The sequence below is a fragment of the Vibrio sp. 10N.222.55.C6 genome, from assembly GCF_041473395.1.
Taxonomy (GTDB): Bacteria; Pseudomonadota; Gammaproteobacteria; order Enterobacterales; family Vibrionaceae; genus Vibrio; species Vibrio crassostreae_C.
In genome coordinates, this window is sequence record NZ_JBFRSD010000034.1 from 24,681 (window position 1) to 46,222 (window position 21,542).

The window sequence follows — 21,542 nt, forward strand, 5'->3', positions numbered from 1 at the left end:
GTTTCTAATTATTAGCGATATGTTTTTGTAGGGTTTTCTGCTTTTTCTGTTTGGTATTCGTGCATTGCTAACTGTTCAATAGCTACCGCTATCCAGCCACTGATCAGCATGTCATACCATTGTTGTACACCACTGCAGGCAACAACCACGTTTCCATAAACAAACGAACCATAAAACAGTAAGTCTTCGTCACGTAGTGAAGATGGGTGTTGGGAGTGCAGTGTTAGATTGCTTGTCGATTCTCGCCACGCTTGTTGTGCTTTCTTACGGGCAAGGTGATCAAACTTGATTGTCCAGTTGTCAGGAGCTCCTAACGACTCTTCATATAGAATGGCGTCTTCAAAAGAGGCTTCCCAAGGCTTGAGGTGTGGATTCATAACGACAATATGCAGTTCTTTTCTATTCGTTCTTTCAAACAGCTTGTCGATAGAGGGTTTAACGATATCGATAGCGTCTTGAGTGATATCTTTCATTGATCGCATTCCATATGTCCTTACGTTTGGTAGATGAATATAGAATATTGTATGACAATAATTCTTCAATTAACGATGACTTGGAAGCGGGGAGCGATCACAAGTGAAAGTCTTCTAACAAGACTTCGATCTTGTTTTGACCATATTCTGGCGGAAATAGTGTGATTCTGGTCTTTTTCTGAGCTGGGTGTAAATGGACACAGATCCAGTTTTATTTTGGCTGATTTCCTAGATATAAACTCACCACCATATGCTCGCCGTTCTGTTAATTCATATGGGAGAAAATTTTGGCTTGATAATCGAGCGTCCTATAACACAACGAGTTATATGCGAACATGTCAGCGGCTCACCTGCAAGACGCTAACCACCGTTAAGCTAAACGCGTGTTTCAACTATTATGTGAACCACTTAAACGTCCCGATGAACCATTTATAGGTTCATCAAAACCAGTCAAAAAGGTATACCAAGTGAATGCTTTTTTTGTTTTTAAGAAGTGTGTTGCACCATGTGTAGCACGGTTTTGGTTCACTCCCGATTAACTCTTTCTTAAGGCAATTTTTCTTGTATACGTTTAGCGGTAGTTCTTTTTACCATCGTAATTAAGAGAATATTGCGGCGAGATTTGTGTTTTAGACACTCGATCTCTCCTCAAATAATTATGCACCATCCATGATTTTTCATTTTTTATCTTTTGAATCCATCATCATCTCAACAAGATATGTGGCTTCTATATTGAGTAACTTACGTAGAATTCTAATAGAATTAGCTACTCTCAATTGATATAAAACACTGGTTTATTGTGTGATAAATGAGGGTGATTCAGCTCTGATTTGGCTTTTATTATTTTTTAGAATTTTATATTTATATGTGTTTGGTTGTATTTGTTAATAAGTGTGCAAAGTCTCAATTTTTTGTAAGTCATTGATTTTTATGGGGTGGGTGTTATTGGTGGGTGGTTTTTCATGTTTCCACCTCAAACCCCAGTAATTTCCTTAATGGATTGGCCATATTCCATCCTATGTCATATATATAATTAACTTAATCAATCAAAATAAGATCGCCATCACTTATTTGGATTATTGTACTACAAATAAAGTTTGAGATTTCCTATAGTCCTCGTAACAAAATACAACGGACAAAGGATACACGATGGAACTCAACACGATTATTGTCGGCATTTATTTCCTATTCTTGATTGCGATAGGTTGGATGTTTAGAACATTTACAAGTACCACCAGTGACTACTTCCGCGGGGGCGGTAACATGTTGTGGTGGATGGTTGGTGCAACCGCCTTTATGACCCAGTTTAGTGCATGGACATTCACCGGTGCGGCAGGTAAAGCGTATAACGATGGTTTTGCAGTAGCGGTCATCTTCGTAGCCAACGCATTTGGTTACTTCATGAACTTCGCATATTTTGCTCCAAAGTTCCGTCAACTACGTGTAGTAACGGTAATCGAAGCAATTCGTATGCGTTTCGGTGCGACTAACGAACAAGTGTTCACTTGGTCTTCAATGCCAAACAGTGTTGTTTCTGCCGGTGTATGGTTAAACGCACTAGCAATCATCGCTTCTGGTATCTTCGGTTTCGACATGACAGCAACTATCTGGATTACCGGTTTGGTTGTATTGGCAATGTCTGTAACGGGTGGTTCATGGGCGGTAATTGCATCTGACTTTATGCAGATGGTTATCATCATGGCAGTAACCGTGACATGTGCTGTTGTTGCTGTTGTTCAAGGTGGCGGTGTTGGTGAAATCGTGAATAACTTCCCTGTAGCGGAAGGCGGTTCTTTCCTTTCTGGTAACAACATTAACTACTTAAGCATCTTCAGCATTTGGGCATTCTTCATCTTCGTGAAGCAGTTCTCTATTACTAACAACATGCTTAACTCTTACCGTTACCTAGCGGCTAAAGACTCAAAGAACGCGAAGAAAGCAGCGCTACTAGCGTGTGTGCTAATGCTTTGTGGTGTATTTATCTGGTTCATGCCTTCTTGGTACATTGCAGGTCAAGGTGTCGACCTAGCAGCAGCTTACCCAGAAGCAGGTAAGAAAGCGGGTGACTTTGCCTACCTATACTTCGTACAAGAGTACATGCCAGCAGGTATGGTTGGCCTTCTAGTTGCGGCGATGTTTGCAGCGACAATGTCTTCAATGGATTCTGGTCTAAACCGTAACTCGGGTATCTTTGTTAAGAACTTCTATGAACCAATCGTTCGTAAAGGTACGGCTAGCGAAAAAGAACTAGTAACGGTTTCTAAGATTACTTCTGCCGTGTTTGGTATTGCTATCATCCTTATTGCACAGTTCATCAACTCGCTTAAAGGTTTGAGCCTGTTCGATACCATGATGTATGTAGGCGCACTGATCGGCTTCCCAATGACAATTCCTGCATTCCTTGGCTTCTTTATTAAGAAGACTCCGGACTGGGCTGGTTGGGGTACGCTAGTGGTTGGTGGTTTTGTTTCTTACTACGTGGGTTTCGTTGTTAACGCTGAAATGGTGTCTTCAATCTTCGGTCTAGAAGAGCTAACAAGCCGTGAATGGTCTGATGTTAAGGTTGCTATCGGTCTGATTGCTCACATTACGCTGACAGGTGGTTTCTTCATCCTATCAACTCTGTTCTACAAGCCATTAACTGAGAAGCGTCAAGCAGACGTTGATAAGTTCTTCGGTAACCTGTCTACTCCATTAGTTGCGGAGTCAGCAGAACAGAAAGTACTGGATAACAAACAGCGTGAAATGCTTGGTAAACTGATTGCGGTAGCGGGTGTCGGTATCATGCTAATGGCTCTACTCACTAACCCAATGTGGGGACGTCTAGTCTTCATACTTTGTGGTGTGATTGTTGGTGGTGTTGGTGTGCTATTGGTTAAAGCGGTCGATGACGACGGCAAGCAAGCGAAAGCAGTAACTGAAAGCTAATACATAGAAAACGATTATAATAGAATGCGACGACTCGAAAGGGCGTCGCATTTTTTTTGCTCTGCGAAACGGAAAAACGGTCAGGTGGAAGATATCTGACCTAAATCACGAAAACTGTACAAAATGGTTCAATCGAACCGAAATAGATTTAATTGTCCTACAATAAGACGTATATTGTTGCTAATTCCTTTCAATCAACTTGAAAAATAAGTGAGTTAGAATGAGCGACCAAAAATCTCTTGATGCAATCAGGAAGATGAAGCTGGAGAATGATACTTCAGCAGGTAATCTTGTAGACCTACTCCCTATCGAAGTGCAGAAACGTGACTTCGACCTATCATTCCTAGACAACTTGAGCGAAGCACGTCCACGTCTTCTTGTTCAAGCAGATCAGTTAGAAGAATTCAAAGCGAAAGTGAAAGCTGATGAAGCTCACTGCATGTTTGATGATTTCTACAATAACTCGACAGTTAAGTTCCTTGAGACTGCTCCTTTCGAAGAGCCTCAAGCGTACCCAGCTGACACGGTAGGCAAAGCTTCTCTATGGCGTCCTTACTGGCGTCAAATGTACGTTGATTGCCAAATGGCACTAAACGCGACACGTAACCTAGCAATTGCTGGTGTTGTGAAAGAAGACGAAGCGCTAATTGCTAAAGCAAAAGCTTGGACTCTAAAACTGTCTACGTACGATCCAGAAGGCGTGACTTCTCGTGGCTATAACGATGAAGCGGCTTTCCGTGTTATCGCGGCTATGGCTTGGGGTTACGACTGGCTACACGGCTACTTCACAGATGAAGAACGTCAGCAAGTTCAAGATGCTTTGATTGAGCGTCTAGACGAAATCATGCACCACCTGAAAGTGACGGTTGATCTATTGAACAACCCACTGAACAGCCACGGTGTTCGTTCTATCTCTTCTGCTATCATCCCAACGTGTATCGCGCTTTACCACGATCACCCGAAAGCAGGCGAGTACATTGCATACGCACTAGAATACTACGCAGTACACTACCCACCATGGGGCGGTGTAGACGGCGGTTGGGCTGAAGGTCCTGACTACTGGAACACGCAAACTGCATTCCTAGGCGAAGCATTCGACCTATTGAAAGCATACTGTGGCGTAGACATGTTCAACAAAACATTCTACGAAAACACAGGTGATTTCCCGCTTTACTGCATGCCTGTTCACTCTAAGCGCGCGAGCTTCTGTGACCAGTCTTCAATCGGTGATTTCCCAGGTCTAAAACTGGCTTACAACATCAAGCATTACGCAGGTGTTAACCAGAAGCCTGAGTATGTTTGGTACTACAACCAACTGAAAGGCCGTGATACTGAAGCACACACCAAATTCTACAACTTCGGTTGGTGGGACTTCGGTTACGATGATCTTCGCTTTAACTTCCTTTGGGATGCACCTGAAGAGAAAGCACCATCGAATGACCCACTGTTGAAAGTATTCCCAATCACGGGTTGGGCTGCATTCCACAACAAGATGACTGAGCGTGATAACCATATTCACATGGTATTCAAATGTTCTCCGTTTGGCTCAATCAGCCACTCTCACGGTGACCAAAACGCATTCACGTTGCATGCATTCGGTGAAACGCTAGCGTCAATCACTGGCTATTACGGTGGTTTCGGTGTTGATATGCACACTAAATGGCGTCGTCAAACGTTCTCTAAGAACCTTCCACTATTTGGCGGTAAAGGTCAGTACGGCGAGAACAAGAACACGGGCTACGAAAACCACCAAGATCGCTTCTGTATCGAAGCGGGCGGCAACATCTCTGATTTCGACACTGAATCTGATGTGAAGATGGTTGAGGGTGATGCAACGGCATCTTACAAGTACTTCGTTCCTGAAATTGAATCTTACAAGCGTAAGGTCTGGTTTGTTCAAGGTAAAGTATTCGTAATGCAAGACAAGGCAACGCTTTCTGAAGAGAAAGACATGACTTGGCTAATGCACACAACTTTCGCAAACGACGTGGCAGACAAGTCTTTCACTATCCGTGGCGAAGTTGCGCACCTAGACGTAAACTTCATCAACGAGTCTGCTGATAACATCACGTCAGTTAAGAACGTTGAAGGTTTTGGCGAAGTTGACCCATACGAGTTCAAAGATCTTGAAATCCACCGTCACGTTGAAGTGGAATTCAAGCCATCAAAAGAGCACAACATCCTTACGCTTCTTGTTCCTAATAAGAACGAAGGCGAGCAAGTTGAAGTGTCTCACAAGCTTGAAGGCAACACGCTAATGCTAAATGTTGATGGTGAAACGGTTTCAATCGAACTGTAATTCGCTGAAGCAACAGAAGCTAGATACTAAAAACTCCGAGTGAAAGCTCGGAGTTTTTTTGTTTGCACAGAACAGGCAGTAGCCTACGAGGTGGGAAGAGGTTGCGTTGGTTAGTTAGAGGCTAAGTAGCAAGAGTGCCAGGCTTAGTAAGTGGCGACAAAACTTGGTTTAAAACCCGTGTTCAGTAAACCTTACTAAGGCTAGGGCAGTGACTGTCTTCCAATAATTTGTCAACTACTGACAGTGGGCAGCCTTAATCTTGTCTGAAAAAAGGGACGGCAGGTTAATAATCGTTATTGGAGTGGCTTATTCTCATTAATCGTATGACATTTAGAGTGCATTATTTCATCAATAGGTTATTTTTTGATTGGGATATCGCTCTTGTAAGTACAAAGCGTGACCATATTTTCTCGTAAAGTGAATCCCCGTCACAACTTGCGTCTAAGCATTGAAGGATTACCCTAAAACTATTGCGTAACGGAAAAGACGTCGTTATTATAATGACCATATAATCATACAATACTATATTTGGAGTTTGAACATGACTAAACCTGTAATCGGTTTCATTGGCCTAGGTCTTATGGGCGGCAACATGGTTGAAAACCTACAAAAGCGCGGCTACCACGTAAACGTAATGGATCTAAGCGCTGAAGCTGTTGCTCGCGTTACAGATCGCGGCAATGCGACTGCATTCACTTCTGCTAAAGAACTAGCTGCTGCAAGTGACATCGTTCAGTTTTGTCTTACAACTTCAGCTGTTGTTGAAAAAATCGTTTACGGCGAAGACGGCGTTCTAGCTGGCATCAAAGAAGGCGCAGTATTAGTAGACTTCGGTACTTCTATCCCTGCTTCTACTAAGAAAATCGGCGCAGCTCTAGCTGAAAAAGGCGCGGGCATGATCGACGCACCTCTAGGCCGTACTCCTGCACACGCTAAAGATGGTCTTCTGAACATCATGGCTGCTGGCGACATGGAAACTTTCAACAAAGTTAAACCTGTTCTTGAAGAGCAAGGCGAAAACGTATTCCACCTAGGTGCTCTAGGTTCTGGTCACGTTACTAAGCTTGTAAACAACTTCATGGGTATGACGACTGTTGCGACTATGTCTCAAGCTTTCGCTGTTGCTCAACGCGCTGGTGTTGATGGCCAACAACTGTTTGACATCATGTCTGCAGGTCCATCTAACTCACCATTCATGCAATTCTGTAAGTTCTACGCAGTAGACGGCGAAGAGAAGCTAGGTTTCTCTGTTGCTAACGCTAACAAAGATCTTGGTTACTTCCTTGCTCTTTGTGAAGAGCTAGGTACTGAGTCTCTAATTGCTCAAGGTACTGCAACTAGCCTACAAGCTGCTGTTGACGCAGGAATGGGTAACAACGACGTACCAGTAATCTTCGACTACTTCGCTAAACTAGAGAAGTAATCGACGTACGACCTCGCTAGGGTATTGCCTGTCTTTTTAGGCGGCGATACCTCAGCGAGGTTCGTTTTTATCTGCCATACCCAACCCTTTGTTCCCTCGTTAAACTCTTCTACTTCTACTTCCTCAGCTACACCTACTCAAAACTCTGTTCAACTTTGTTACTGCCTCAATTCCTATTTTTGTTTCTATATCTATATCTATATCTATATCTATTTGTAAATTCAAAGCCTTCTAGCACCAACTCACTCACTTTTCCTCGCAAGCTTAAACCAGTGCACTTAACTGATTGTTGGCGATGGCTTAACACCGCTCGTATATCGGGTCTGAAAAGAAAGTAAAAAAAACCCACACAGCTGGTGACTGTATGGGCATGTTCGGACGAGCCGTCTGGAAAAACAAATGATCAATAGAAAGTGAAAAAACGAATAACGAGATCCCCCGACAGTTTCTACGTTAAACGAGTTCAATGACCTTAAAGCGGCTGCTTCAATTATCACTTTGAACTGAACAAAAGCATCCAGAAAGAACTTAAGTTATGATTCAAATACACCATAACTTAAGGCTTATTGTATTACAAATAAATTTTAAGATTGAATGCCTTGAGTGAATGGTTAGTTGGTAGAAGTGTGAGTTAAGACTCATTTTTGCATACTATTAGGTAGCGTGGGACAGTAAAATCTGGTGATGATAATTATCGACAGAAATATGACTTTTCACTATGAAATTGGACGTTTTACAAATTTATAGTGATTTTATTCAATGAGATGAAAGTCAAAACGCATAAATGATAACTATGTCACAGGGCTATTTTAGCCAGTTTTAATATATCAAGATTGCTCACAGAATGATCGGTCAATTAAGCATACAATATTAATTAAATTGGTGGTTGTGACGATGGAACGGCATGAATAAAATCCGCTTCTCGTATCTTCGAAAATGTAAAAAGTGACCATTTCATTCGGATAAAAATAATAGACATAGGTTGATGTGGATGATGAGTTTTATGAATTCAAAATTGTCTCTAGGGTTTAAAGGAAAATTGATTTTAATGGTAGCGATTGTCAGTTCCAGTGCTTTGGCATTTACGAACTGGTTTACGCTTAACTTGGCCACTGAACAGGTAAACCAAACGATTTATAACGAGATTGATCACTCGCTTACGATAGAAATTAATCAAATAGAAAATACCGTTCAGCGCACCATCGATACCGTTAACTCTGTTGCACAAGAGTTCATGAAATCCCCATACCAAGTGCCGAATGAAGCACTCATGCATTATGCTGCAAAGCTGGGTGGCATTGACAAGATTGTGGTGGGTTTTGACGACGGCCGTTCTTATACCTCTCGCCCTTCAGAGTCTTTTCCTAACGGTGTAGGGATAAAAGAAAAATACAATCCAACCGTTCGACCTTGGTATCAACAAGCCAAATTGAAATCAGGCTTATCTTTTAGTGATCTGTTTTTCACTAAGAGTACTCAAGTGCCTATGATCGGTGTGACCTACTCATACCAAGATCGCGTCATCATGGCAGACATTCGATTTGATGATTTGGAAACTCAGCTCAAACAGCTGGACAGTATCTACGAAGCCAAAGGCATTATTATCGACGAGAAAGGGATGGTGGTCGCTTCAACAGTCGAAAACGTACTTCCGCAAAGCAATATATCTTCTGCAGATACTCAGATGAGACTCAATAGTGCCATTGAACAGCCTGACCAATTCATTGAGGGTGTGATTGATGGCAACCAGAGAATTTTGATGGCCAAGAAAGTGGATATTGGCAGCCAGAAAGAATGGTACATGATATCTAGTATCGATCCTGAACTCGCGCTCAATCAGTTGAATGGCGTGATGTCGAGTGCGCGTATCCTTATCGTGGCATGTGTGCTTGGCTCGGTGATATTGATGATTTTACTGCTGAATCGCTTCTACCGCCCAATCGTGTCACTGAGAAAAATCGTCCACGATCTATCTCAAGGTAACGGAGACCTGACTCAAAGGCTTGTTGAGAAGGGGAATGATGACTTAGGGCATATCGCCAAAGACATCAACTTGTTCATCATTGGTCTGCAAGAGATGGTTAAGGACGTCAAATTTAAGAACTCGGATCTCGATACTAAGGTACTGAGTATTCGTGAAGGTTGTAAAGAAACCAGCGATGTACTGAAAGTTCACACTGATGAAACGGTTCAAGTGGTCTCTGCAATTAACGGCTTATCTGAAGCATCAAACGAAGTCGAGAAGAGTTCTCAGTCGGCGGCAGAAGCAGCAAGAGAGGCCGCTGTGTTCAGTGATGAGACGAAACAAATTAACACCGTGACGGAAACCTATATCAGTGATCTTGAGAAGCAAGTCTGCACCACCTCTGATGATATTCGCTCAATGGCGAATGAAACGCAGAGCATCCAGTCTATCGTGTCTGTGATTGGAGGAATTGCGGAACAAACTAATTTGCTGGCATTGAATGCGTCAATTGAAGCGGCGAGAGCGGGTGAGCATGGCCGAGGTTTCGCGGTGGTCGCTGATGAAGTCCGTGCGTTAGCCAACCGAACTCAAATCAGTACTTCTGAAATTGATGAAGCGCTGTCTGGCTTGCAGTCTAAATCAGATGGTTTGGTTAAATCGATTGAGTTGACCAAAAGTAACTGTGAAATGACGCGTGCCCAAGTGGTTCAAGCGGTAAATATGTTGGCCAAGCTAACGGAACAGATGGAAACGGTAAGTCGTTTTAATAACGATATTTCGGGTTCGTCTGTTGAGCAGAACGCCCTTATTCAGAGCATTGCTAAGAACATGCATAAGATTGAAAGCTTTGTTGAGGAGCTTAATAAGCTAAGCCAAGATCAGTTGATTGAATCAGCAGAAATCAAAACACTTAACGGCAGCGTTAGTGACTTGATGAGCAGCTTTAAGGTTTAACTTTTCTAATATTTATATTTAAAAATCAACATACTAAGTTTAGTTGTTGATCTGAGAGCCACTCAATAGCTTGCGAGTTTAGAGTGGCCTTTCTGCGTTTTTCTTGAGTCTAACTCTACGCAATACTCATTCATCCCACTTCATTTGCCGCATCTCACATTCTGATAAATATATAATTAACATAAAATAGTACAAATATACATTGTCACTCTATTCTTATGGATAAGTGAGATAAATGTGAATAAGCCAATCTTCGTTGTAGTACTCGCTTCGCTTACGTATGGCTGCGGTGGAAGCAGCTCCAGTGACAGCAGTGATCCTTCCGATACCAATAACCCAGGAATGCCCGCTGGTGTTGTTGCTCCCTATGATATTACCAAGTATCAAAACATCCTTTCCAGCTCAGATCTTCAGGTCTCTGATCCTAATGGAGAGGAGGGCAATAAAACCTCTGAAGTCAAAGATGGTAACTTCGATGGTTATGTCAGTGATTATTTTTATGCTGATAAAGAGACGGAAAATCTTATCTTCAAAATGACGAACTACAAGATGCGTTCTGAGGTTCGTGAGGGAGAAAACTTCGATATCAATGAAACGGGTGTAAGACGAAGCTTGTATGCGGAAATAAGCTTACCTGATATCGAGCATGCAATGGCGAGTTCACCTGCCGACCATGATGAAGTGACGTTGCTGCAGATACACAATAAGGGGACTGATGAGAGTGGTACGGGTTATATCCCTCATCCGCTATTGCGTGTGGTTTGGGAGCAAGAACGAGATGGCCTCACAGGTCACTACTGGGCAGTCATGAAAAACAATGCCATTGATTGTAGCAGCGCTGCTGACTCTTCGGATTGTTATGCCACGTCATACAATCGCTACGATTTAGGTGAGGCGGAATTGGACAGTTTTACCAAATTTGATCTTTCTGTTTATGAGAACACACTGTCGCTCAAAGTGAATGATGAAGTAAAAGTGAATCAAGACATCGCTTACTGGCAGCATTTATTGAGCTACTTCAAAGCGGGTATCTATAACCAATTTGAGAATGGTGAAGCGATTGCTTACTATCAGGCGTTGAGATACACCACGACTCAAATCGATGGATCAAACGATTGGGACATTAATGATTGGAAGCTGACTATTCCACCGAGTAAGAATGATTGGTATGGAAGCGGTGGTGACAGTGCTGCTGAGTTAGAACCAGAACGTTGTGAATCGAGTAAAGATCTTCTTTCAAATGACAGCGATGTGTACGACAGTGATATTGATCTTTCTTACTTCAATACTGATGAAGGAAGAATGCACTTTAGAGCGGATATGGGATACGGCACCTCTACCCAAAACTCTAGCTATATTCGCTCTGAGCTCAGGGAGTTGTATCAAAGCAGTGTTCAGCCAGATTGCAGCACCAGTGATGAAGATACCAGTTGGTATTTGGACGACACCAGAACCAACACAACCAGTCACGAGTTAACGGCAAGCTTGCGAATTGAAGATTACCCGAACATCAACGGCCAAGACCCAAAAGTAGTGCTCGGTCAGATCCATGGCTGGAAGATCAATCAAGCATTGGTCAAATTGCTTTGGGAAGGTGAGGGTAAGCCGGTACGAGTGATACTGAATGACGATTTTGAACGCAACAATCAAAGTTGCGGCCACTGTGAGCCATTCAGCGTTGAGCTTGGAACTTACACCGCCAGTGAAGAGTGGCGCTATACGATTCGTGCCGACCAAGATGGTATTTACCTTGCGACCCACGATTTAGATGGAACCAACACCGTTTCTCATTTAATCCCTTGGGGACAAGATTACACAGATAAAAATGGGGACACGGTCTCGTTGACGTCAGATTGGACATCGACAGACATCGCTTTCTATTTCAAAGCGGGCATCTATCCGCAGTTTAAGCCTGATAGCGACTATGTGGGTGAAGTGTTTGATGTGAGCTTTAGTTCTCTAAGAGCAGAGCATAACTGAGTTCTCTGATGTTTGATGAGCCATGTCGGTAATGAGGAAGACCATATTGATACCTACAATGTGGTCATTTTTGTTTTTGGACACTTACAGTGATGTGTTTGGAAGGACAAATATTTTGCCCGAACCCTGAAAATACACACGATTACAGCTCGCTTGTTCTGGCCTTGCTATCTCATTTCGTATTCTCAATTCTTATATATTGTCTTTTATCAATAGGAAATGTGATCCAGTTAAAGTATGGAAAAATCGGAAAGTGTTCCTAGTCTCATTTATCCAACGAAGCGTTTTATTTGTATTATAAGATTACGTAATATTTTCATGTTATCGCAAATACTGATAGGTGAATCGCCTTATAGCTCGTGTTTGCTGATTTAGCTTTCACTTACGAACGCTGTCTTTGTATTATAATAATGGATTAAATATGAAACAAATTACTCTAAAAACTTTACTCGCTTCTTCTATTCTACTTGCGGTTGGTTGTGCGAGCACGAGCACGCCTACTGCTGATTTTCCAAATAACAAAGAAACTGGTGAAGCGCTTCTGACGCCAGTTGCTGTTTCCGCTAGTAGCCATGATGGTAACGGACCTGATCGTCTCGTTGACCAAGACCTAACTACACGTTGGTCTTCAGCGGGTGACGGTGAGTGGGCAATGCTAGATTATGGTTCAGTTCAAGAATTTGACGCTGTTCAAGCATCTTTCAGTAAAGGTAATGAGCGCCAATCTAAGTTTGATATCCAAGTGAGTGTCGATGGTGAAACCTGGACGACGGTACTTGAGAACCAACTGAGTTCTGGTAAAGCTATCGGTCTTGAGCGTTTCCAATTTGAGCCTGCGGTAAAAGCACGTTACGTAAGATATGTTGGTCACGGCAACACCAAAAACGGTTGGAACAGTGTGACAGGATTAGCCGCAGTTAACTGTAGCATTAACGCATGTCCTGCTAGCCATATCATCACTTCAGACGTGGTAGCAGCAGAAGCAGTTATTATCGCTGAAATGAAAGCGGCAGAAAAAGCACGTAAAGCAGCGCGTAAAGATCTACGCTCTGGTAACTTCGGCGTAGCAGCGGTTTACCCTTGTGAGACGTCAGTTGAATGTGATACTCGCAGCGCACTACCTGTTCCGACAGGCCTACCAGCAACACCAGTTGCAGGTAATGCACCGAGCGAAAACTTCGACATGACTCATTGGTACCTGTCTCAGCCATTCGATCATGACAAAAACGGCAAGCCTGATGATGTGTCTGAGTGGAACCTTGCAAACGGTTACCAGCACCCAGAAATCTTCTACACAGCGGACGATGGCGGCCTAGTATTCAAGGCTTATGTGAAAGGTGTACGTACCTCTAAAAACACTAAGTACGCACGTACTGAGCTTCGTGAGATGATGCGTCGTGGTGACCAGTCTATCAGTACGAAAGGTGTTAACAAGAACAACTGGGTATTCTCAAGTGCACCTGAATCTGATTTAGAAGCTGCGGCAGGTATCGATGGCGTTCTAGAAGCGACATTGAAAATCGACCACGCGACAACAACGGGTAATGCGAATGAAGTAGGTCGCTTTATCATTGGTCAGATTCACGATCAAAACGATGAGCCGATTCGTTTGTACTACCGTAAATTGCCAAACCAACCAACGGGCGCAGTTTACTTTGCACACGAAAGCCAAGACGCAACAAAAGAGGATTTCTACCCTCTAGTGGGCGATATGACGGCTGAAGTGGGCGAAGATGGTATCGCGCTTGGTGAAGTGTTCAGCTACCGCATTGATGTTAAAGGCAACACGATGACGGTTACACTAATGCGTGAAGGCAAAGATGACGTTGTACAAGTGGTTGACATGAGCAACAGCGGCTACGACGTTGGCGGCAAGTACATGTACTTCAAAGCCGGTGTTTACAACCAAAACATCAGCGGCGACCTAGACGATTACTCACAAGCGACTTTCTACCAGCTAGACGTATCGCACGATCAGTATCAGGAATAATGAATAAGTTGAATTTACAACTAAAATGGCAGCTATTATTAGCTGCCATTTTTTCATTACCGATAGGACTACTTTTATTTAATCCTAAGGCTTCGCTCTACAAGTTTTGGGTTTTAGGATACTTCGTCAATAAAAAAGGTTCAACGCGGATTAGCGGGAACTAAAAAAACGGCAGTAAGTGATATGGTTTAGTCGCCAAACAAAAACCATACACAAACGACCGTTTTCATGCCGAATCATACTTTCCTACCTTCATTCTGGGAAGGTTTTCAAATAATAAAGTCTCATCAGACAGCATCACTTATTACCCTGATTCTTAAACCTAACTCTGAGGCTAAGTGCCTTTGTGGTATCGAGGCCGAGGCTATTCATGAGTATCAATGGCGCCATGTAAAAGAGACCATGTTGCTCGGTGTTCTTGTTGAACTTTCTGTTTAAACACGAAGAATTAAGTGTCGTAACTGCGGCATAAAAACAGAATCTCTATCTTGGTTGGAGCTTTAAGCTCGTATAACGGAGTGCCTAAAAAGATATATAGAACAAATGCTTACTGAAGATAAAAGCGGCTTTCCCCGGAAAGCCGCGATGAACCATAAAAAAGGCTTAGAAATTTATAAGCCTTTTTAAAGAATGGATAGTCACCATGTTTAAAATGAGTATGTAACACCAACGCGTGTTTTTAACTGACGTTCATTCTCTTCCGCTGAGCCGTAATCTGATGTCCAAAATTCAACATAAGGTCTTAGGTTATCGAATTTATAGCCGATTTTTACACCTAAATCCCATTCCCAATCTTCACCATTCGCTTTGACTTGATCTTCGTAGCTTTTGACGTAGTTCGCCTCATAACTTAATTGAAGGTTTTTTAAATCTTCGTCTTGGAATTTATAAGCGCCAGTCAATGTAAATTTACCTTGCTGAACAGTCTCACCAGCTAATGCTATTTTGTCGCCGTTAACTTTTGTGAGAGAACTGCTTGAACTGTCTGTGTAGTTTTGGAATTCATGACGGTAACGAAGAGCCGTTGTTAGACCGAAGTCAGCTTTATACCCAACACGAAACTGTGGTTTAAATGTTGTTTTTTCATCGCCGAACGTAATAGGCATACCTGGCTGCAAATACCACTTTTCATCTAACGCATAACGAACACCCCAATCAAACTCAGAATCTCCGCGTTCCAATTGGTTATATATATCGCCTTCTGCATTTGGAGCGAACTTTTGTTCAACGCTAAAATATAGCTTTGTCTCGTCTGCTATTTTCGTACTTCCGCCAATTTTAATACGATGCGCGTATTTATCGTCTTCATGCTTATGTTCTGCACGGTAATCAAGAGTTGCGCCAGTCGCTGTGCCTGCAAGAAGAGTTGTAGCAACAATTGCAGCAATTTTTGTAACAGAGTTCATACCTTTGTCTCACTATTATTTTTTTATTCTGGATACATCCAATGTACCCGTGGCTCACAAACCAATACCTTACATGGTATTAAATTAATGTATGACAAATATGGTATTTATTATTGAGTCAGATTTCTGTGAGATCTATCAAAAAGTTCTGACTAATGGCCCAAATATATAGCTAAATGTTATGAATATCTCAATTTAGGGCTTGTGTATTAAATCAATCATGACGTACTTCTCATATTCACAAACCTTAGAAACTCACTTTTTTGCATGTGTTAAAATAATACAAATATTAAGTGTTTCTATATGTTAATAATGATGATTTTAACCATCGTGGCTTAAACATAGGGAGCATGTTGAGAGGCATAAATATAAACCATAGCCAGATGTTTAATAAAAGTTACAAAATGGCTAAATGTAAATTCTATTTATCGGTTGGCTTATTTAAGTCGAAGAGAAAATATTTAGTACTAATTCGTGTTCAAAAGTGGTTTCTGTACTGAGTGTGTACTCGGTATCTGTTAACAATAAAGGATGAGTCATGTTTAAGAAAAACATATTAGCAGTGGCGCTATTAGCGACTGTACCAATGGTTACTTTCGCAAATAACGGTGTTTCTTCCCCCGTACCTGCCGATAAATTCGATATGCATAATTGGAAAATAACCATACCTTCAGATATTAATGAAGATGGTCGTGTTGATGAAATAGAAGGGGTAGCCATGATGAGCTACTCACATAGTGATTTCTTCCATCTTGATAAAGACGGCAACCTTGTATTTGAAGTGCAGAACCAAGCGATTACGACGAAAAACTCGAAGAATGCGCGTTCTGAATTACGACAAATGCCAAGAGGCGCAGATTTCTCTATCGATACGGCTGATAAAGGAAACCAGTGGGCACTGTCGAGTCACCCAGCGGCTAGTGAATACAGTGCTGTTGGCGGAACATTAGAAGCGACATTAAAAGTTAATCACGTCTCAGTTAACGCTAAGTTCCCAGAAAAGTACCCAGCTCACTCGGTGGTTGTTGGTCAGATTCATGCTAAAAAACACAACGAGCTAATCAAAGCTGGAACCGGTTATGGGCATGGTAATGAACCACTAAAGATCTTCTATAAGAAGTTTCCTGACCAAGAAATGGGTTCAGTATTTTGGAACTATGAGCGTAACCTAGAGAAAAAAGATCCTAACCGTGCCGATATAGCTTACCCTGTTTGGGGTAACACTTGGGAAAACCCAGCGGAACCGGGTGAAGCAGGCATTGCTCTTGGTGAAGAGTTTAGCTACAAAGTGGAAGTGAAAGGCACCATGATGTACCTAACGTTTGAAACAGAACGTCACGATACGGTTAAGTATGAAATCGATCTGAGCAAGGGTATTGATGAGCTTGATTCACCAACGGGTTATGCTGAAGATGATTTCTATTACAAAGCGGGCGCATACGGCCAATGTAGCGTGAGCGATTCTCACCCTGTATGGGGGCCAGGTTGTGGCGGTACTGGCGATTTCGCTGTCGATAAAAAGAATGGCGACTATAACAGTGTGACTTTCTCGGCACTAAAGTTGAACGGCAAATAGTACATAAGGCTAGTTAGAAACAGGCCTTAAGGAATGTTTTCGAAGACCACTGAACCGAATGTTGAGTGGTCTTTTTGTTTTCTATGAGATTTAAGATGAGCCGGGTATCAGCGAGAGTACAATGAAGCTTACCAATGAACGGTACAGCTGAAACAATACAACCTTGTCAAAAGACAAGGTTGTAATCAGAAAGCGTAGAAAGATTTTAGGACGGCGACTCGATACCGGACTTAGTCATACATCAACTCTTTAGCTTTGTCGGCATCAAACTCCTTTAGAGACTTTCGAGCTAAGTGACGGAATGGGAAAGCTTTAACGACTTCTTCGAATGGTTGGATAGCAAAGGCCCAAAAGATAGAGCCATCTAAACCAAAGATGATCAATGCACACAATGGAATTGAAATTACCCATTGACCAGTAAAGTTGATTTTGAAGACTGCGGTCGTTTTTCCTAGTGCTCTTAATACATTCCCATGAACCGTGTTGTAGCCACGGACAATCGGCAAGAAGATGTAGAGTGGGGCGATAACGGCCAATGCTTGATAGGTAGACTCATCCAAGTTCGGGTAAATGTCACCAATGACCAGACTTAATCCTGCGAACAAGATTGCACACACAAAAGAAATGACGACCGCAATATCAATACTGGTATCGACGTTTTTGACTAGGTCATCCATCTTTTTAGAGCCAATCGCTTGGCTGATAGTAATTGCGGAAGAGTGAGCCCAAGCGGTAATAAATTGAGAGACAGCCCTAATCCAAGGCATCACCAAAGTAATCGCTACGTAAGCGTTGATGTTAAGTTGCGAATACAACAATTGATATATCGTTGCGCCAATCAAAAGCATGGTCACGTTCGCTGCTACAGGGAATATTTCGATAAAGTGACGGCGAACGTTGGTAAAGAATTCAGAGCGCTGAGCGTCTAATTTGAGTGAAATCGCTGAGCTTAAATGCACGCACAAAACCAAATACAGCAAGCGGATCGTTATTGCAATAATGCTGCCTAATGCAGCGCCTTGTACTCCAATCCCTTCAAAATTAGAAAAACCATGAATCAGCACATATGAGAGTACAGCATTGATAGGCAGTTCAATTAAGTAACCTTTGAATGGGACTTTAGTTCTGCCTAGCGCATTAAATAAAGCAATGATCACCTGCGTTAACGCGGTAAAAATAACGATGTATTTCGAGATGTCTAGATAGCGGCTGATTTCTAAGTGAAGGGAAGCGTCATCTGTTAAAGCTTGAATCAAGGGTTGTTCGAAAAAAGTAAGTAGAAGCCAAAATAGTGTTGCTACGCCAAGGTTGATAAATAACCCTGCCCAAAATGCTTTAGATAATGATGCGGCGATGCCAGAGCCCACTGCGCGGCTTAATACTAACTGAGTACCGTTTGCCAGCGCCATTTGAATTCCCAGTACAAAGGCAACGATAGTCGTCGCAATCCCCATTGCAGCTAAAGGGATTTCACCAAGAGGAGAGACAAGCAGTGTGTCGATCATCAACATCGACTGCATCAAGATACCGTTTAAGGCGAGGGGCCAGGCGAGAGAGAAATTTTTCCTTACGTACGATTGTGAAGACACAAACAACACCTTATGTGTATAACCGTAAGCTTTCTCTGAGGTGGCGGAGTAGAGCGTTTAAAGAAGAAAACACTACGGTAGTTGATGGTTAAAAAATGGGTGCTAAAACAAGACTGACTTGTGTCTTTGAAAAACAAGTCAGTTTGGTTAATCTCGGTTATGCGATGGCTAATTCAACCCTAGAGAGCTTTTGGTTCTCATCGTCTAGCAGGACTTGAGAAGCAATTCGAGCTTGCTTGGCATCGCCAGACATTATTGCGTCGTAAATCGCTTTGTGTTCTTCTAAACAGAAGCGACCGCCTTCAGCGGAGTGGTCGATAAACTGCTTGAAGATAGTCGACAGAATGTTCGCGAATGGAATGTAAAATTGATTACCTGTCGATAAGAAAATCGTTTGGTGAAACAGGTGATCGTTGGTCGTCCACTCTTCATAATCGAAGCTATTTGCTGCGATGGTCATTTTCTGGAAAAGAATCGAAAGCTCTTTGCGTTGCTCTACAGTTGCATTGGTTGCAGCGAGCGCACACGCTTCCGGGTCAATCGCTTTTCTTAAGCCTAAAAATTGAGACAAGAAGGGTTTAGTATCTTCTAAATCTTGGATCCAGTACAGCAATTGCGGGTCCAAGAAGTGCCACTGTGTTCTCGGTTTGATACGAGTGCCCACTTTTGGCTTCGACTCGATTAAACCTTTTGCCGAAAGTAGCTTAGTTGATTCTCGAAGGGCAGTTCTGCTCACTCCAAAGATTTCGCACAGCTCCATTTCGCTGGGTAACTTTTGATTTTCTTCTAACTCGCCTGACAAGATCTTGCGAGCAATTTGTCTCGCCACTTGAACATGAATTCGGCGGCTTGAATCTTCCACCAATGTAAATATTGACATTTAAACCACCTGAAATTGAAACTTTGAAAACACTAAAAGCCAGACGAATCTGGTGTTTAGTGTCAGTGTATACGTCGAATTTAGTGTGAGGTTTTCCCTCATCTACTCGGGTCTGTTAACCTTATATAGTGTGGCGAACTTAAATCGCTGAGTGAGCTTATATAAACCAGCTAACTAGGGCGTTATTTGTCCGCCGTTAACATCTAGGATTTGACCTGTGATGTAACCGCTGCAAGCATGTGAGGCAAAGAAAGCAAAAGTAGGTGCTACTTCTTCAATACTGCCAAAGCGACCCATAGGGATATTGCTAGCAATGGTCGACTTTAGCTCATCGCTTTTGCCGTCATGAAATGCGGTATCGATAGTGCCTGGTGAAACTATGTTGAAACGGATATTGTCTTTAGCAAATTCTTTTACCCAGTTCCGATGGATATCGTGTAACCAAGCTTTCGATGCGGCATATACACCAGCACCCACACCACCACCTTCACGAGCGGCAATCGAACCCGTGCTAATAACACTCGATGTTTGGCCAGACTCTGCGGCAGACGCACGTAAGTGAGGAATAGAGAACTTGGTTGTCATCAGCGCAGAGCGAACATTAAGGTTCATTACGCGCTCATAAAACTCATCATCGATATTTTCTAGATTGGCGCGACCACCAAGGCCACCGGCGTTGTTAATCAACACGTCCATGCCACCAAAATGATCAGTGAACTCTTTGACTAACCTTTCGCACTCTAATGTGTCCATTAGGTTTGCAGGAAAAAAGGCAACATCGCCACCCAGTGCGGTAAGTTCAGATAGAACGTCATCGACTTTTGGGCTGAAAGCACGACTATTGATGCCGATTTTTGCGCCGTATTTTGCAAAGACACGTGCGGTAGCTAAACCCATACCAGCAGTAGAGCCAGTAATTAGAATGCGTTTGCCTTTTAAATCGTTAAACATCAGAGCCGCCTATATTGTAGATTATTCACGCCAATAAATCATACAATAACACTTGCTATATTCAAGGGTGTTTATCTAAAAACGGGTTATTACCGACATAAATAGTGAGAGTAAGGGTGGTTTTGTGAGTTCACGCATACATTGAAATAGTAAATGAGAACTATTTGTATGAATTAATAGGTTGAATTGGTTTTATAAACCTAAAGATGAGCAGGTTTGTGAAATATTGCTCCAACCTTTACTGGTAGTGACCTCACGTTATTCTTATACTTAGTTGGTGCAGATATAAATCAGTGCTATAGTCAGAGTTAAATAATACATATCTAATAAGTAAGTAGACACATGGCTGGCTCTTTCAATTCGATTTCAGGCTCTAAGCGAAGCCTTCATGTGCAAGTTGCACGTGAAATCGCACGTGGTATTTTGTCGGGCAATTTGCCTCAAGGCTCTATCATTCCTGGTGAAATGGCTCTGTGTGAGCAATTTGGAATTAGTAGGACTGCATTAAGAGAAGCGGTTAAGCTTCTTACTTCAAAAGGCCTACTAGAATCTCGACCAAAGATCGGTACTCGCGTTGTTGACCGTGCGTTCTGGAACTTTTTAGACCCGCAATTGATCGAATGGATGGATGGTTTGGCAGATACAGACCAATTCTGTCATCAGTTTTTGGGCTTACGTCGCGCGATTGAACCAGAAGCATGTGCATTGGCTGCTCAGTTCGCGAGCGCTGAACAACGCATTGAACTGTCGGGCATTTTCCAACAGATGGTAGAAATATCAGGTGCTGAAGAGTTTAACCAAGACAGTTGGCTAGATATTGATATGAAATTCCATAGCCTCATCTTCAATGCAACAGGTAATGACTTTTACCTTCCATTTGGCAATATCTTAACGACAATGTTTGTTAACTTTATTTCTCATTCTTCAGAAGAGGGAAGTACGTGTATTAATGAACACCGTCAAATTTATGAAGCAATCATGGCGGGTAACAGTGATAAAGCACGCCAAGCTTCTGCAAGTCATCTATTAGATACTAATCACAGATTGCCAGTAGCAAGCTAGCTTAGTGTTTTGGGTGAGGTTTCAACTCTAAGGTCTTAGCCGTTTCTATCGAGCGTTGCTCTGGA

Annotated in this window: 14 protein-coding genes; 9 read left to right on the plus strand and 5 right to left on the minus strand. The window is 42.4% G+C overall.

Annotated features, from left to right (window positions below; genetic code table 11):
- Positions 1 to 11: 11 nt before the first annotated feature.
- Entirely contained in the window at positions 12 to 482 is a 471-nt protein-coding gene (locus AB4486_RS18125; protein WP_016785024.1) for a hypothetical protein, read from the minus strand.
- Between the two features lie 1,140 nt (positions 483 to 1,622).
- On the opposite strand from AB4486_RS18125, the gene AB4486_RS18130 reads away from it, so the two are divergent.
- The 7 genes from AB4486_RS18130 (at position 1,623) to AB4486_RS18160 (ending at position 14,451) form a co-directional block, all read left to right on the plus strand.
- Positions 1,623 to 3,401, plus strand: coding sequence for a sodium:solute symporter family transporter (locus tag AB4486_RS18130; protein WP_372118013.1), 1,779 nt, complete (start codon positions 1,623 to 1,625; stop codon positions 3,399 to 3,401).
- A gap of 220 nt (positions 3,402 to 3,621) precedes the next feature.
- Positions 3,622 to 5,700, plus strand: coding sequence for a DUF4962 domain-containing protein (locus tag AB4486_RS18135; RefSeq protein WP_017061476.1), 2,079 nt, complete (start codon positions 3,622 to 3,624; stop codon positions 5,698 to 5,700).
- Between the two features lie 541 nt (positions 5,701 to 6,241).
- On the plus strand, positions 6,242 to 7,123 hold the full coding sequence (locus AB4486_RS18140) for an NAD(P)-dependent oxidoreductase (protein ID WP_004733521.1): 882 nt from the start codon (positions 6,242 to 6,244) through the stop codon (positions 7,121 to 7,123).
- A 1,048-nt stretch (positions 7,124 to 8,171) separates the two neighbouring features.
- Positions 8,172 to 10,043, plus strand: coding sequence for a methyl-accepting chemotaxis protein (locus tag AB4486_RS18145; protein ID WP_372118016.1), 1,872 nt, complete (start codon positions 8,172 to 8,174; stop codon positions 10,041 to 10,043).
- A 237-nt stretch (positions 10,044 to 10,280) separates the two neighbouring features.
- Entirely contained in the window at positions 10,281 to 12,023 is a 1,743-nt protein-coding gene (locus tag AB4486_RS18150; protein WP_372118019.1) for a polysaccharide lyase family 7 protein, read from the plus strand.
- A 421-nt stretch (positions 12,024 to 12,444) separates the two neighbouring features.
- The gene (locus AB4486_RS18155; protein WP_372118022.1) at positions 12,445 to 14,013 is read left to right on the plus strand and encodes a polysaccharide lyase family 7 protein; all 1,569 of its coding nucleotides are present in this window, start codon (positions 12,445 to 12,447) and stop codon (positions 14,011 to 14,013) included.
- Positions 14,014 to 14,241: 228 nt separating this feature from the next.
- Positions 14,242 to 14,451 (plus strand): hypothetical protein, encoded by a 210-nt coding sequence (locus tag AB4486_RS18160; protein WP_372118025.1) that lies wholly within the window; start codon positions 14,242 to 14,244, stop codon positions 14,449 to 14,451.
- A gap of 209 nt (positions 14,452 to 14,660) precedes the next feature.
- On the opposite strand, the gene AB4486_RS18165 is transcribed toward AB4486_RS18160, so the two are convergent.
- The gene (locus tag AB4486_RS18165) at positions 14,661 to 15,419 is read right to left on the minus strand and encodes an oligogalacturonate-specific porin KdgM family protein (protein WP_114633649.1); all 759 of its coding nucleotides are present in this window, start codon (positions 15,417 to 15,419) and stop codon (positions 14,661 to 14,663) included.
- Between the two features lie 538 nt (positions 15,420 to 15,957).
- Here AB4486_RS18165 and AB4486_RS18170 point away from each other — a divergent pair.
- Positions 15,958 to 16,995, plus strand: a complete 1,038-nt coding sequence (locus AB4486_RS18170; protein ID WP_102332123.1) for a polysaccharide lyase family 7 protein — start codon at positions 15,958 to 15,960, stop codon at positions 16,993 to 16,995.
- A 230-nt stretch (positions 16,996 to 17,225) separates the two neighbouring features.
- On the opposite strand, the gene AB4486_RS18175 is transcribed toward AB4486_RS18170, so the two are convergent.
- The 3 genes from AB4486_RS18175 to AB4486_RS18185 form a co-directional block, all read right to left on the minus strand.
- A complete protein-coding gene (locus tag AB4486_RS18175) occupies positions 17,226 to 18,593 on the minus strand; it encodes an MATE family efflux transporter (RefSeq protein WP_080582237.1) in 1,368 nt (455 codons plus the stop codon).
- Between the two features lie 148 nt (positions 18,594 to 18,741).
- A complete protein-coding gene (locus AB4486_RS18180; RefSeq protein WP_017063624.1) occupies positions 18,742 to 19,464 on the minus strand; it encodes a FadR/GntR family transcriptional regulator in 723 nt (240 codons plus the stop codon).
- Between the two features lie 174 nt (positions 19,465 to 19,638).
- The gene (locus AB4486_RS18185) at positions 19,639 to 20,415 is read right to left on the minus strand and encodes an SDR family NAD(P)-dependent oxidoreductase (protein WP_102332124.1); all 777 of its coding nucleotides are present in this window, start codon (positions 20,413 to 20,415) and stop codon (positions 19,639 to 19,641) included.
- A 342-nt stretch (positions 20,416 to 20,757) separates the two neighbouring features.
- Here AB4486_RS18185 and AB4486_RS18190 point away from each other — a divergent pair, with 342 nt between their 5' ends.
- On the plus strand, positions 20,758 to 21,477 hold the full coding sequence (locus AB4486_RS18190; protein WP_010438385.1) for a FadR/GntR family transcriptional regulator: 720 nt from the start codon (positions 20,758 to 20,760) through the stop codon (positions 21,475 to 21,477).
- The last annotated feature ends 65 nt before the right edge of the window (positions 21,478 to 21,542 follow it).